This window comes from Actinotalea lenta, from assembly GCF_030586465.1.
In the GTDB taxonomy this organism is placed as follows: domain Bacteria; phylum Actinomycetota; class Actinomycetes; order Actinomycetales; family Cellulomonadaceae; genus Actinotalea; species Actinotalea lenta.
Genome location: NZ_JAUQYP010000001.1, coordinates 484,620 through 498,075, shown reverse-complemented (window position 1 = coordinate 498,075; position 13,456 = coordinate 484,620). Strand labels below are relative to the sequence as shown.

The window sequence follows — 13,456 nt, the reverse complement described above, 5'->3', positions numbered from 1 at the left end:
CGCCGACGCGGCCCGTCCTCCCCCCTGCCCGGACTATGCGGCTCCCGGTTCGTGCGCACGGCCCGGCGCGAGCGCTCGTGCGACGGGGGCCACCAGCAGCTCGGTGACCGTCCGTCCCGACCAGCTCCCCTGCTCGAGGTGCACCGAGGCCAGGGCCGTGCTCGGCTCCGCGTGCCGCAGGTCGAGCAGTGCGGCGTGCCGGTCGAGCACTGCGGCCACGTCCCCCGGGTCCCACTCCGGGTGGAACTGGTAGCCGGCGACGCTCGGCCCCCACGTGAAGCCCTGCACGCGGGTGTGGTCGTTGGTGTGGGTCAGCCGGACGCCGTCGACCTCGGCGAACGCCGGGTCGATCTGCTCGTAGTGCAGCTGGCCGACCGCGATCGGGCCGCCAGGGCCGTCGACCGGGCACAGGCCGACCTCCATGCCGCTCGTCGGGAAGGACGGGGGCAGCGCCGGGGCGATGGCGCGGGCGATGAGCTGGGCTCCCAGGCACACCCCGATCACTGTCGCGTCGCCCCGCCAGGCCCGGCGCAGCAGCCCGGTGACGTCGGCGAGGGTGCGGCGCGTCGCCGGGTCGCCCGCGAAGGAGGTCGTCTCGCCGCCGGAGAGCACGTGCACGGGTGCGGACAGCTCGGCCGCGGTCAGGGCGCGACGGCGGTACGGCACGACCACGACCCGTGCGCCGAGACCGCGCAGCGGCGCGGCGAGCCGTGCGCCGTAGCCGAGCCGCGGCAGGGGCCTGCCGTCCGCCTCCCACACCACCACGTCCGGGTGTGCCATGACGCCTCCCGACGTCTGACCCAACGATCCGGCGCGAGTCCGAGTGCCCGGCTCGGCTCAGACCGGTACGCGCTGGGCGGCCCAGGTGCCGGCGGCGGCCAGGACCCGGTCGGGGTCGGCGTACTGCTCGCGAAGGAGCCGCTCGTACACCGCGGCCTCCTGGTCCCGGCTCACGGGCCCGGTCACGCCGAGCACCTCGGCCAGCGCTGTCGAGAGGGCGTCGACCGTGCCCGAGCCCTCGTCGAACTGGGCCTTCTTGCGCCACACCAGGTCGGGTGGCAGCAGATCGGTGACGGCCTTGCGCAGCACCCACTTCTCGGTCGTCTCGCCGGTGGACTCCGCGCCGTCCGGGTCGGTCCGGCACAGCTTGAGCGCCGCCGGGACGGACTGCGCGACGTCGATGAGGTCCCGGTCCAGGAACGGGGTGCGGGCCTCCAGGCTCTCCGCCATCGTGATCCGGTCCACGCGCTGGAGATTGATGTGGTGCATGGTGCCCAGCGACCGGGTGAGCTCGTCGGCCAGCGCGCGGGGGTCCTCGACGTAGTCGTGGTGGTAGGCGTAGCCGGCGAACAGCTCGTCGGCCCCCTCCCCGGTGAGCACGGCCTTGACGTGCTCGCGGGCGAGCCGCGCGGCGAACAGCGTCGGGATCGCGCTGCGCACCAGGTCCACGTCCGCGGACTCCAGGTGGTAGACGACGCGCGGCAACGCCCGGGCCACGTCCTGGGCGGTGAAGACACCTTCGTGGTGCTCGGAGCCGATGTGCTGCGCGACGGCGCGCGCCGCGGCGAGGTCGGCAGAACCTTCCAGCCCCACGGCGAAGGTCTTGAGCGGGCTGCGCCCGGCGCCCAGCCGTACGCGTTGGGCCAGCGCAGCGACGATCGAGCTGTCCAGGCCCCCGGACAGGAACGACCCGACCTCGACGTCGGCGACCATCCAGGTGGCGACCGCCTCCTCGAGGACGAGGCGGAGCTCGCGGACGGTCGCCTCCACGTCCAGCCCGGGCTCGACCTCGGCGGCACCCTGCGGGGTGCGGTACCACCGCCGCAGCCCGTCCCGGGTGTCGTACAGCGACCCGGGTGGGATCGCCTCGACGGAGTCCACCGGCAGGCCGTCGAAGGCCTTGAGCTCGGAGGCGAACGCCATCCCGTCGCCGATGCGGGCGGTGTACAGCGGCTTGATGCCCAGCGGGTCGCGCGCCGCGACGATGCGCTCGCGCGTCGCCAGCACGAACGCGAACATCCCGTCGAGCCGGGAGATCCAGCGGCTGCCCCCGGACCGGAACAGGCGCAGGATCGCCTCGGAGTCGCTGGCCGTCGTGAACGTCGACGGGCCGAGGATCGCGCGCAGGTCCTGGTGGTTGTAGATCTCCCCGTTGGCGACCAGCAGGTCGTCCGTGACCTGGATCGGCTGGGCGCCGTCCTCGGGCCCGATGATCGACAGCCTGGCGTGGGCCATCACGACGGGCGCACCGGGCAGGGTGGCCACGGCGACGGCGTCCGGACCGCGGTGCGCGATGCGACGGATCATCCGGTCGGCGAGGTCCTCGTCCCCGACGTTCCACAGGCACACGAAGCCGCACATCGACCGGCCATCTCCTCGGTTTGGGGGCCCGTCCACGGTAGGCGAGCGCGGTCGGCGCGGCCTCCCGGGAGGGCTGTCCGGGTGATCCGCCGAAATCCCCTTCTTCCGCGCACCTGCGTGCCGATCGGTGCCGAGGAAGGTCATCTCAGGAGAGGCTCCCATGTCGACCGGAACCGTCGCCCCGGCCCGGATCGCTCCGCCTGGCTCGCCGGGTCGGCGCGGCCCCGCGGGCCCGCTGCTGGCCTGGCTCCGGGGCGAGTCGGTGCGGGCGAAGATCTGGAACGCTTTCGCGGTGTTCGGCGTCGTCGCCATCGCGACCGGTCTCGCCGGTGGCTTCGTCCTCGGCTCCTCGGCGCACGGCTCCGGCGTGCACCTCGGCCGTGCGACCGCTGTGGTCGCGGGTGCGATGGTGCTGGGTCTGCTGGTCGGCGGTCCGCTGGCCCTGTGGACCGCCACGACGATCTCGCGGGGCGTCGTCGCGATGGCCACGTCGCTGGAGGCGCTGGGCCGCGGTGACCTCACCGTGAGCGTCGAGGTCCGGTCCCGTGACGAGCTCGCTGCGATGTCCCGCTCTCTGACGTCCGCCCAGGCCAGCCTCCGGGCGCTGCTGGGTGCGGTGGCCCGGTCGACCGACGCGGTGACGGGGGCGGCGAGCACGTTGTCCGGGTCGACGCGCAGCATCGTCACCGACGCGGAGTCGACCTGTGCGCGGGCGGGTGACGCCGCCGGCCACGCAGGCTCGGTCGCCGAGACCGTGCGCGCGGTGGTCGACGACGCCGCACGGATGCGCAGCTCGGTCGACGCGATCGCGCGTGACGCCGCGGAGGCGGCAGCCGTCGCCGCCCGTGCGATGCAGGTTGCGGAGGCCACGAACGTCCGCGTCGCGCGGCTCGGGACGTCCTCGGGCGAGATCGGCGAGGTCGTGCGGGTGATCACGCAGATCGCCGAGCAGACCAACCTGCTGGCGCTGAACGCGACGATCGAGGCGGCCAGGGCGGGTGAGGCGGGCCGTGGCTTCGCGGTCGTCGCCGGCGAGGTCAAGGAGCTCGCCGGCCAGACGGCCCGTGCCACCGAGGACATCGCGGACCGGGTCGCGACGATCCAGGCGGACACCGGGTCGGCGGTCGCGGCCATCACCGAGATCACCGCGATCATCGGTGGTATCGATCGGTTGCAGGGCTCCATCGCGACGGCGGTCGAGCAGCAGGCGCTGGACGCGGCCGCGATCACGGCAGGGGTGTCCGACGCGGCAGGGGGCTGCGGCGCGATCGCCGACGGGATCGGCGACGTGGCCCGCGCCGCCCGGACGACGAACCGGACCGCGGGCCACGCCGACGAGGCGGTGGACGGGCTCCGCAGGCTCGCCGAGGAGCTGGCGCGCGACGTCGGGCGCTTCAGGTTCTGAGGCCCGATGGTGCCGGTGGATGCCGCTCGTGACCGGGTATCGTCACCCTGCGGGAGGTGCCGTGGTGAGCGAGGACCCGCTGGTCATGGAAGCGCCCCGGATGAGCTGGGCGCCCTACGGGCGCGTCCCGGCCCCGGGCCCACGGTCCGTGGTGGTGTCGATGAGCCCGGTGACCTCCGAGCGGGTGAGCATGGCCCCGCTGCAGCTCGCCCGGCGGTTCGAGGCGGGGGGCGCCCAGGGCTCGCGCGCGCGGGCGACCCCGCGGTCCGCGCCTCGCTCGCCCGCGACCCAGGCGGCGCCGCGGGCCACGCCCGTGCCGGAGCGCTACCGGGCGCCGGCCGCACCCCCGCGGGTCGGCGGTGCACCGGGCGCACCCGCCGCCGTGAGCGGTGCGGACTGGGCCCAGCAGGCCGAACGATGGGTGCCGGGCCTCGAGCAGACGGTGCAGCGCTGGCTGCCCGGCGCCGAGCAGGCCGTGCGGCGCTGGGCGCCCGAGGTCGAGCAGCGCGTACGGCGACGCGCCCCGGAGCTGGTCCGTCGTCTCGATCAGGCAGGACCTCCGCCTCCCGGTGACCGGGGCGCGCCCGGCGGCCCCTGGCGCCCTCCCGTGCAAGCCCGGCCGTCCGGATTCACGCTGCCGTTCGACCCGCTCGCGGTCGTCGCCATCGTGCTCGCGTTCCTGTTCCCACCGCTCGGTGTGGTGGTGGCTCTCATCTCGCTCAACAGAGCGAGGCAGAACGACGTGTCGCCTGCGCTGTCCGTCATCGCGCTCCTGGTGGCGATCGGCATGAACCTGGTCGCGTTCGGGGGTCTCGCGGCCCTGGGCGGTCTCCTCCAGTCCGGCTGACCCGCGCCACCCGGCGTTCCCGTGCGATCCGTGCCCGTCCGGGGTAGCGGGCCAGCGCCACGGGAACGACCTTGACCACCTGGGAGGGGTCAGGTCGGATCGTCGGCCAGGAGGCGGTAGAGGGCCTTGCGGGCGCCGGCCAGGGCCTCGGTGGCCTCGGCGAGCTGGGCCGGGGAGCCGACGCGGGCGACCTGACCGACCGCGGAGTGCAGCGCGCCGAGCTCGCGGCGCAGGTCGAGGGCCGCGGCAGGCGGCCCGCCGACCTCGAACGGGTCGCCGAGCTCTTCACGGTGCTCGGACAGCCACGCCTGTCCGGCCTCGGTCAGCGATGCCGTGCGCCGACCCTCGACCTTCTCGAGCCGGATCAGGCCTTCGTCCTCCAATGCCTGCAGGGTGGGGTAGACGGAGCCGGGGCTCGGGGTCCACGCGCCTTCGCTGCGCTCGGTGATCTCCCCGATCAGCTCGTAGCCGTGCCGGGGCTGCTCCTCGATCAGCAGCAGGATCGCCGCGCGCACGTCCCCGCGCGGGCGTGGGCCGCCCCAGCCCCGGCGACCTCGCCGGCCGGCCCCCGCGTCGGGGCCGAACCCGCCCAGGCCGGGCCCGAAGCCTCCCGGCCCGCGTCGGTGGCCGCGGTGACCGGGCTCGTGCTGGTCCGGACGGAACGGCCGTCCGCCCGCGGAGCGCGGTGAGTGCCGTGCGTCGTCGAAGGGGTGTCTCATGTCGGTGCCCTCTCTGTCGATGCATTGACGATATATCGCGACGCAATCGCGGTCAAGAGAGCGGGCGGTCCGACGATCGGACCGATCGGTGGCACGCGCGCGACCTCAGTGCAGCGCGGAGTCCGCCGGTCCGATCCGCCAGGCCCGGAACCGGACGGTGAGCCCGGCCCTCGTCGGTGCGCAGCAGTACGGCCCCCCGCTCGCGGACACATCGCCGGGGAACGGTGCGACGCGCACCAGCCGCCACGGAGCGCCGGACGCCCGTGCCCGTACCGTCACCGCGTCCGCCGCGCGGCTGACCCGGATCGTCACGACGCGGCCGGTCCACTCCGGGACGGGAGCCACCGACCAGTCGGACCGTCCGTGGGTGACCACGGCGCCGAGCTGCGGTGCGCCGTCGGACACCTCGACGCCGGCCTTGACCCAGGTCTGGGGGTCGACGCGGAGCAGCACACCCGCCTGGTCGAACTGCTCGGCGTAGTCCACGACGACGTCGACCTCGGTGGCGCTGCCCACGGGCAGGGGGGTGAGCAGACCGTGCGCGTCGTCGTGCACGAACCCGTAGGAGGTGTGTCGCCAGGCGTCCGAGCCCTCGACTGCGGTCACCAGCAGGTCGCCGCCGTCCGTGCGGACGTCCTGCGGCGGCGTGGTCCAGCTGCCGCTGGTCCAGGCGACGGTGTCCATGCGTGTCACGCTAGCCGGACGCGCGGTCTACGGCGTCGAGCGGCTCAGGTGGTCGCCCAGCACCTCGCACACCTCGGCGGCAGAGCCCACCTCGAGAACCCGGCCCGGCACGCGCACGCCCTCACCCCGGGGCAACCAGGTGCGCAGGGCCACCACCGGCACCCCGGTGCGGACGGCCAGCGCGAGCTCGGACAGCGTGCCCCACGATCCTCCGACGCACACCAGCACGTCGGACGCGCGGACCAGCAGCGCGTTGCGCATCTCGCCCAGCCCGGTGGGGATCGCCACCGTGAGGCCCGCGGCCGCCCCCTCGCGGGTGGAACCCGGCAGCAGGCCGACGCTCACCCCACCTGCCTGGGCGGCGCCGTCCGCCGCGGCGGCCATCACACCGCTCAGGCCCCCGGACAGCACGACGTGCCCGTGCGCCGCCGCCCACCGCGCGACCTCGACGGCGTCCGCCACCTCCGCCGCGTCCGCCGCGCTCGGCCCACTGATCCCGACGTAGGCCATCCGGTACCTCCCAGGTCGAGCGACGACGCCCGTCGCCGTGCGCCGTCCTAGCATGGCGCGGTGAGCGAGGCGAGCGTGCGGTGGTGGCAGTGGCGACCCGCGTCCCGGGCTTCCGTGATCGGCTGGTGGGTGGCGTCTCTCGTGACGGCCTCGGCGCTGGCCGTGATCGTCGCCGTGGTCGCGGGCGGGATCGCGTGGACCACCGCGGACCCGGGCGTGGACTACTCGGGCCTGGGCGCGATCGTCTGGGCCCTCGCCGCTTTCGCGATCGCCGGATACGTCGGCCTGCTGACGGCCGCCCTCGTGCTGGCCTCGCGGTACGTCCCGCCCGAGCGGCGCACCCCGGGCTGGCGCGCGGTGTTCGGCGGCGTCCTCGCCCTGGGCGCCGCGCTGGCCGTGGTCGGGCTCGTGACGGTCGAGCAGCTCGTGGTGGCGACGGCGGCGCCCGCGCTCGCCGTGGCTGTCCCGGCGCTCGTGGCCTCGCGGGTGCCGCTGCTCCCGGCCGCGGCACGGGTCAGCCGGACCGGTGGCCCGGAGGTATCCGACGATCCGTCGTGACAGCATGGCGGCATGACCCCGACCTCTCCTGCCGGACCGGCCGTGCGCCCCGTGACCGACCCCGTCGCCGTGGCGGCCGACGTGGCTGCGGTGGTGCTCTTCGTCATCCTCGGCCGGCGCTCCCACGACGAGGGTTCGGCGGTCGTCGGGACGCTCTCGGTGGCCTGGCCGTTCCTGGCCGGCGCCGGCCTGGGCTGGGCGGCCGTGCTGGGGCTGCGCGCCCGGGACGAGGTCTCCGGCCGCTGGACCGGGCGATCCCTGCCTGCCGGGGCAGTCGTGCTGGCCGGCGCAGTCGTGGGCGGAATGCTGCTGCGGCACCTCACCGGGGGCGGCACGCCGTGGTCCTTCGTTCTCGTCGGGAGCAGCTTCCTTGCACTGTTCCTGCTCGGCTGGCGCGCTGCGGCGGCCTGGCAGGTGCGGCGCACCCGTCCGGTCGACTGAGTCGGGCGCTCGGGGCCGGCTCGCTCAGGGCCGGGTGTACGTCGCGGTCAGCGCCGCGCCCTGGACCTGTCGCGCTTCGAGCACGGACGCTGCGGTGAGCGGACCCTGCAGGTCCGCGGCCAGGGAGACGACGAGGAACCGGTAGTGGTGGGTGGTGCCGGACGGCGGGCAGGGGCCGCCCCATCCGACGTCCCCGAAGCCGTTGGTGCCCTGCTCGAGGTCGCCCTCACCGGACGCACCCTCGGGGAGGGAGGTGGTGGACGTGGGCAGCGGCCCGGCGACCCAGTGCACGAAGCCGCCGGCGTCCGGGTCGGTGACGACGACGTAGATCCCGGCCGCCGGGCGGTCCATGGGTGTCCAGCTCAGCTCCGGCGAGACGTCCTCGCCGTCGCACGTGTACCGCGCCGCGATCGCTCCGTCGTTGTCGACCGCGGTGCTGCTGAGGGTTCCCGGTGCGGTCGGGGTGGTCACCTGGTCACCGGGGACACCGCAGCCGCCGGTGACCGACGCGAGCGTGGCGAGCGCGACGCACGTGCGGCGAGAGCCGGGCGTCCTCGGACGGTGGCGCACCTGCGCCGACCTCAGCGGATGCGGCGCTGGTGCCTGGCGACCCGTCCGGTGCGCCACTCGTGGTCGAGGTCGGACTTCGCGCGCCTGACGGCCTGGCGCGCAGTCAGCCCGTAGCGCGGGTTGACGAGACCCGACGACCACGCCTGCCAGCGGAGGAGCCCGAGCCGGTGGAGGTGCACGACGTCCATGCGGCGCAGGGCGGGATGTGTCTTCATTGACACCTCCTTCGGCCGATGCCCGGGGGGACTTGAGCGATCGCAACGGCCTGACTGTGGCGCAGCCCCCTCCGCGCTGAGTCGGGTACGGCGCGCCCGACCCCGCCAAGCCTACGCGGCGCGCCTCCTGTGACCAGGGGAAGGACGTCCCGGGCTCATGGGCGCGGTCGCCTCGCCGGACGACGTCCACAGGGTGAGAAGGGCGCAGCCCCCGCTTGTGAACTCTCTCACCGTCGGATGTGAACGGCCTGTAAAGGCCTCGGGGAGCGCCCGCCGGAACCGGGTGAATCGGATCCTGTCCGGTGTTGCGTCGCGGTGGCTTGTCCTAGTTTGTCCGGTGCGACGGCGCGGACCTCGCGCTGCGGGGACCGCTCACGACCCACGAGAGGTAGGCATCCCCGGATGTTCGAACACAACGGTGTTGCGAAGTCGGTCACGGTGGTCGTTCCGGCGCGCAACGAAGCGCAGAACATCGGCTGGGTCCTGGACAACCTCCCGGACTACGTGGATGAGGTCGTGCTGGTCGACGGGAGCTCCGTCGACGACACGATCGAGGTGGCGCGCGAGCACCGCCCCGACCTGACGCTGGTGCGGCAGACGCGGCGCGGCAAGGGCAACGCGCTCGCCGCGGGCTTCGAGGCCGCGACCAGCCAGCTCATCGTGATGATCGACGCCGACGGGTCGATGCACCCTGCGGAGATCACGCGCTTCCTGGAGCCGCTGGCCGAGGGTGCCGACTACGTCAAGGGCTCGCGGTTCGTCACCGGGGGAGGCAGCGACGACATCACCGCGCTGCGCAAGGCGGGCAACTGGGGGCTCAACGTCCTGACCAACGTGCTGTTCCGCAGCCGGTACACCGACCTGTGCTACGGCTACAACGCCTTCACGCGGGACTGCGTCGAGGCCTTCACGCTCGCCCCCGCGCACGAGAAGGGCGCGGGGCGCTACGGCGACGGGTTCGAGATCGAGACCATGATCAACGTGCGCGTGGTGCTGGCCGGACTCGACGTGGTCGAGGTGCCCAGCTACGAGTACCTCCGTCGCTCCGGGGAGAGCAACCTCAACACCTTCCGGGACGGCTTCCGGGTGCTCGGCACGATCCTGCGTGAGCGCGGACAGCGCGCGCGCCGTCTCACGCACCTTCCCGCCCCGCGGCCCGCCGAGGCGCCGTCCGAGGCCGCGGCGCCCGCGGCGCGGACGCGCTGAGCGGCCGGTCGGCGCGCCGGGTCGCGAGGAGAGTGCCATGGTCGCGGTGACGGTGGTGGTGTGCGCCTACACCCTGGACCGCTGGCAGGACCTGGTCGCCTCCGTCCGGTCCGCCGCCGCGCAGCAGCCCACCCCGGACGAGCTCGTGCTGGTCGTGGACCACAACCCGGAGCTCCTGGAGCGGGCGAGCCGTGAGCTCCAGCCGGAGATCCCCGGCCTCGAGGTGATCGCCAACGAGCGCCGCAAGGGTCTGTCCGGTGCTCGCAACACGGCGCTGGAACGGGCCTCCGGGGAGGTCGTCGTGTTCCTGGACGACGACGCGAGCGCCTCCGACGGCTGGCTCGCGTCACTGCTGGAGCCCTACGGACGTCCGGACGTCCTCGGTGTGGGCGGCTCTGCCGCACCGCGGTGGCCCACCGGCCTCTCGCGGCCCGCCACGCTGCCGGAGGGGAGCCACGGGCGGGGCGTGCTCGACTGGGTCGTGGGGTGCACCTACGAGGGACAGCCGCTGTCGCAGGCACCGGTGCGCAACCTCATGGGCTGCAACATGTCCATGCGGGTGCGTCCTGCTCTCGACGCGGGCGGTTTCTCCGAGGATCTCGGCCGGGTGGGCCGGACGCCGCTCGGCTGCGAGGAGACCGAGCTGTGCATCCGCATGCAGCAGCGTCGCCCGGATGGACGCTTCCTCTTCGAGCCGTCCGCGAGCGTCCGGCACCGGGTCAGTCCGGACCGCCTCACGTGGTCGTATCTGCTGCACCGGGGCTACGCCGAGGGTCTGTCGAAGGCCACGGTGGCCGGCCAGGTCGGCCAGGACCAGGCCCTGGAGACCGAACGCGGCTACGTCGCGCGGGTGCTGCCCGGAGCGGTCCTGCGGGGACTGGGCCGGGCCGTCCGCGGCCCGGGCCGGCGGAACGGCGCCGAGGGCGCCGCGGCCGTCGTGGCCTGCTTGGCGGCGACCGCCGCCGGGTACGCTCGCGGTCGGGTGGCGGCGGCCACCGGCCGGACGAGCTTCGCTTCGCGGCCGGCGCTGGGCGTCACGGCCGAGCGGAGCGGGGCATGACGCCGGCAGCCCCGCAGGCGGCGCCCGACCGGCGAGGGGTCGCGTGAGTGGAGGGCCGGGCGCGCTGACCGATCCCGAGGAGGTCCGGGTGGACGGACCGGCCGACGAGGCCCGAGGCTCCACCGCGCGCTCGGAGCACAGCGGGCTGTTCGGCCGGGGGCTGCTCTACGTCGTCGTCATGGCGACCCCGCTGGTCTCCGCGACCGTCATCTCGCCGATCCTGACGCGCCTGCTCGGACCCGGGGACTTCGGTCTGGTGTCGGCCGCGATCTCGCTCAACCAGCTGCTCGTGGCCGCGGCGCTCGTCGGACTCGACCAGGCCGTCATGGTCCAACGCGCCGAGGACGGCAACTCGACGACGTCACGTGGCCTGGTCGCGACCGGGTTCGTGACCAGCGCGGCCGTCATGGGGCTCGCGGCGGCGACGGCGCCCTGGTGGGGCCCGGCCTTCGGCTTCGGCGACTCGTCCGACGTGGTGTGGCTGACGCTGGCCTGGACCGCTCCGGCCGCGCCCGTGCTGATGATGGCGACGCTGCTGCTCGCCGAGAACCGGTTGCGGCCGTTCGCGCTCCTGAGCCTCGTGTCGACCACGGGCGGGCAGATCACAGCGCTGGTCTTCCTGCTCGTGGGCAAGCCCACGGCCGCCCTCTACCTCGAGGCGGCCGTCGCGATCACGCTCGTGTCGGTGGTCCTCGGCCTGGTGCTGACCCGGCCGCGATGGACGGGGATCCTGGACCGTGCGGCGACTGTGCGGGCACTGCGGCTCGGGGTTCCGATGACCATGAACGCGGTCGCCGGGTACGTGCTCAACGCGGGCGACCGGATCCTGATCCAGCGCACCCTGGGTCCGGTCGAGGTCGGTCGCTACCAGGTGGCGTACACCATCGGCTACGTCGTCGTGGTCCTGATGTACTACGTGAACCAGTCCTGGACGCCGCGGTTCGCCGAGCTGCGCGACCCGCACGCACGCCTCGCGCTGCAGGGCACCGCGCGCAACAGCCTGTACCGCATGCTGGCGCCGACGGTGCTCGGGATCAGCCTCGCGGCGCCGGTCGCCCTGCGCGTGTTCGCGCCGGCCAGCTACGAGCCGGGCACCCTCGCCATCGTGGTGGTCCTCATCGCGGTCTCGGCCTTCCCGGTCGCGGCCGGGGGCGCGAGCGGACGGGAGCTGCTCACGCTGCGTCGGGGGCGGGCGATCGCGACGTCGACCGTTGTCGCCGCGGTGGCCAACATCGCGCTCAACCTGGTGCTGCTCCCCCGGTGGGGGATCCTGGGGGCCGCCGTGGCGACGCTGCTGAGCTTCAGCCTGCAGTCCGCGATCAAGGTCGCGGTGCTGCCGCGCGAGCCACGCTGGCCCCGCACGCCGTGGCGCCTGTGGGCCCTGGTGGGGGCGTCCGGTGCGGTCGCGGCGGCGTCGACCCTCGTCCCGGACACCACCGTCCTGATGGGGATCCGGTTCGTGCTCGGTGCCGCCTGCCTGCCGTGGCTCGTGGTCGAGCTGCGCCGCGCCCGGCTCGTGTGAACGACGGGCGGCAAGGGCTCAGGGCATGCGCGTGTACATCGTGGCCCAGTCGAGCTGGAAGTGCCCGCTCACCGAGTCCGCCGGGTCGCCGTCGTACAGGTTCGTCTCGACCTGGAACACCAGGTGGAACGACGTGCTCGGCACACCGTCGGTGAACGTGCCGAGCGCGGTTCCGTCGAGCCAGAAGCTCGCCGACCCGGGCGCCCACTCGATGGTGGCGACGTGCCAGCCGGTGTCGCTCAGCGCGGTCCCCGTCGTGAACCGGCTCGCTGCGCCCGGTGTCCCGGTGGCGGTGCTGCCGGGACGGAACATGTTGGCGTAGATCTTCTCGTTGCTGGTCAACGTGTTGACCTCGGGGAAGTCGATCTCGCCGTCGCCCCAGTTGTCCGAGTCGGGCCACAGGATCCCGACCATCTTGTAGCCGCGGATCGTGTCGGACCGGAACCGGAAGGAGTAGCGGCCGTACTTCTGGCCCCAGCCGTGCGGGATGTGCGGCACCAGCGCAGCCACGTAGTGGGTGCCCCCCTCGGTGTGCACGTACCAGTCCATCACGCCGCCCGAGACCGAGATCACCTTGTCGGCGTCGTACACGCCCCGGCCGGAGGTGTCGCGGTACGGGCCGTAGGCGAACCATCGGTTCGCGTACGACGACGAGGAGAACGTGCCGCGCGCCATGGGCGTGGTGAAGTCGTCCGCGAAGACCTGGTGCCAGCCCGGCAGGTCGCCGATCGGCATCGTGCTGCTCTGCTGGCCGGCGGGGTCCGTGAGCGTGGCGGACGGATCGGTCTGGCAGGTGGCCAGGTCCGTGGGTGCGTCCGGCGCCGCGGCCGCCGCGGCGAGGTCGCCGGGCGGCGTGCTCGTCCGCGGGCTCGACGGCTCCGAGATCGGTGTGGGAGAGGGCGTTGGCGAGGGCGTGGGGGACGGTGACGGCGTCGGGCTCGGCGCCGGGGACGTCGTGCCCGTCGTCGTCGTGCCCGTCGGGCTCGGCGCCGCTGTGGCGGCGACCGTCGCGCGGCCGCGGGCCTGGGTCGTGGCCGACGCGGTCGACCCGGCGCCGTCGGCAGCGCGCAGCGCGGCGCTCTCCGCGAGCCGCGGTCCCGTCACGGCGGCCGAGGACCCGGCTCCGACCAGCACGGCCGAGGCCGTCACCAGCGTCGCCGCGACCCTGAGGGGCCGGCGGCGGGCGAGCCCCCTGGCCAGTCGCGTGACGATGTGGGTGTCGGACATGGTCGATGTCCCTCTCGTGGTCCTCGTCGCCGGTCTGGCTGAGGTCTGGATCGGCGCCTTCACGGTCGATCTGAAGGTCCAGCCGGTCGGGTTTCGCGATGCGGACGCGATCCAGGTGGGCCGCCCGGGGT

The 13,456-nt window shown here is 74.1% G+C and carries 15 protein-coding genes; 7 read left to right on the top strand and 8 right to left on the bottom strand.

All coding sequences use genetic code 11. The annotated features are described in order from the left end of the window. Window positions 1-33: 33 nt before the first annotated feature. Window positions 34-780: a glutamine amidotransferase-related protein gene (locus tag Q6348_RS02280; protein ID WP_304599712.1), complete on the bottom strand. Its 747-nt coding sequence runs from the start codon at window positions 778-780 to the stop codon at window positions 34-36. Between the two features lie 57 nt (window positions 781-837). Further along, window positions 838-2,361 (bottom strand): asparagine synthase (glutamine-hydrolyzing), encoded by a 1,524-nt coding sequence (asnB, locus tag Q6348_RS02275; protein ID WP_304599711.1) that lies wholly within the window; start codon window positions 2,359-2,361, stop codon window positions 838-840. A gap of 160 nt (window positions 2,362-2,521) precedes the next feature. Here asnB and Q6348_RS02270 point away from each other — a divergent pair, with 160 nt between their 5' ends. After that, window positions 2,522-3,766, top strand: a complete 1,245-nt coding sequence (locus Q6348_RS02270; protein WP_304599710.1) for a methyl-accepting chemotaxis protein — start codon at window positions 2,522-2,524, stop codon at window positions 3,764-3,766. 64 nt (window positions 3,767-3,830) lie between these two features. Then, window positions 3,831-4,613 carry a hypothetical protein gene (locus tag Q6348_RS02265; protein ID WP_304599709.1) on the top strand — a complete coding sequence of 261 codons (783 nt, stop codon included), beginning with the start codon at window positions 3,831-3,833 and terminating at the stop codon, window positions 4,611-4,613. Window positions 4,614-4,702: 89 nt separating this feature from the next. Here the strand turns inward: Q6348_RS02265 and Q6348_RS02260 are convergent, their stop codons facing one another. The 3 genes from Q6348_RS02260 to Q6348_RS02250 all read right to left on the bottom strand — a co-directional run bounded on the left by Q6348_RS02260 (window position 4,703) and on the right by Q6348_RS02250 (window position 6,526). Next, a complete protein-coding gene (locus tag Q6348_RS02260; protein WP_304599708.1) occupies window positions 4,703-5,332 on the bottom strand; it encodes a PadR family transcriptional regulator in 630 nt (209 codons plus the stop codon). Between the two features lie 105 nt (window positions 5,333-5,437). Further along, window positions 5,438-6,016, bottom strand: coding sequence for a DUF1349 domain-containing protein (locus Q6348_RS02255; RefSeq protein ID WP_304599707.1), 579 nt, complete (start codon window positions 6,014-6,016; stop codon window positions 5,438-5,440). Between the two features lie 27 nt (window positions 6,017-6,043). After that, entirely contained in the window at window positions 6,044-6,526 is a 483-nt protein-coding gene (locus Q6348_RS02250) for an SLOG cluster 4 domain-containing protein (RefSeq protein WP_304599706.1), read from the bottom strand. A gap of 60 nt (window positions 6,527-6,586) precedes the next feature. On the opposite strand from Q6348_RS02250, the gene Q6348_RS02245 reads away from it, so the two are divergent. Both Q6348_RS02245 and Q6348_RS02240 read left to right on the top strand, forming a co-directional pair. Then, the gene (locus Q6348_RS02245; protein WP_304599705.1) at window positions 6,587-7,084 is read left to right on the top strand and encodes a hypothetical protein; all 498 of its coding nucleotides are present in this window, start codon (window positions 6,587-6,589) and stop codon (window positions 7,082-7,084) included. A 12-nt stretch (window positions 7,085-7,096) separates the two neighbouring features. After that, window positions 7,097-7,525: a DUF3054 domain-containing protein gene (locus tag Q6348_RS02240; protein ID WP_304599704.1), complete on the top strand. Its 429-nt coding sequence runs from the start codon at window positions 7,097-7,099 to the stop codon at window positions 7,523-7,525. 24 nt (window positions 7,526-7,549) lie between these two features. Here Q6348_RS02240 and Q6348_RS02235 read toward each other — a convergent pair whose 3' ends face one another. Beyond that, on the bottom strand, window positions 7,550-7,996 hold the full coding sequence (locus Q6348_RS02235) for a YbhB/YbcL family Raf kinase inhibitor-like protein (RefSeq protein WP_304599703.1): 447 nt from the start codon (window positions 7,994-7,996) through the stop codon (window positions 7,550-7,552). Between the two features lie 110 nt (window positions 7,997-8,106). After that, window positions 8,107-8,310, bottom strand: a complete 204-nt coding sequence (locus Q6348_RS02230) for a hypothetical protein (protein ID WP_304599702.1) — start codon at window positions 8,308-8,310, stop codon at window positions 8,107-8,109. 402 nt (window positions 8,311-8,712) lie between these two features. On the opposite strand from Q6348_RS02230, the gene Q6348_RS02225 reads away from it, so the two are divergent. The 3 genes from Q6348_RS02225 to Q6348_RS02215 are packed head-to-tail and all read left to right on the top strand — an operon-like array spanning window position 8,713 to window position 12,098. Next, entirely contained in the window at window positions 8,713-9,516 is an 804-nt protein-coding gene (locus Q6348_RS02225; protein WP_304599701.1) for a glycosyltransferase family 2 protein, read from the top strand. A 37-nt stretch (window positions 9,517-9,553) separates the two neighbouring features. Continuing rightward, on the top strand, window positions 9,554-10,576 hold the full coding sequence (locus tag Q6348_RS02220; protein ID WP_304599700.1) for a glycosyltransferase family 2 protein: 1,023 nt from the start codon (window positions 9,554-9,556) through the stop codon (window positions 10,574-10,576). A 43-nt stretch (window positions 10,577-10,619) separates the two neighbouring features. Continuing rightward, window positions 10,620-12,098 carry a lipopolysaccharide biosynthesis protein gene (locus Q6348_RS02215; protein WP_304599699.1) on the top strand — a complete coding sequence of 493 codons (1,479 nt, stop codon included), beginning with the start codon at window positions 10,620-10,622 and terminating at the stop codon, window positions 12,096-12,098. An 18-nt stretch (window positions 12,099-12,116) separates the two neighbouring features. On the opposite strand, the gene Q6348_RS02210 is transcribed toward Q6348_RS02215, so the two are convergent. Beyond that, complete coding sequence (locus tag Q6348_RS02210) at window positions 12,117-13,325, bottom strand: glycoside hydrolase family 16 protein (protein ID WP_304599698.1); 1,209 nt, start codon at window positions 13,323-13,325, stop codon at window positions 12,117-12,119. Between the last annotated feature and the right edge of the window lie 131 nt (window positions 13,326-13,456).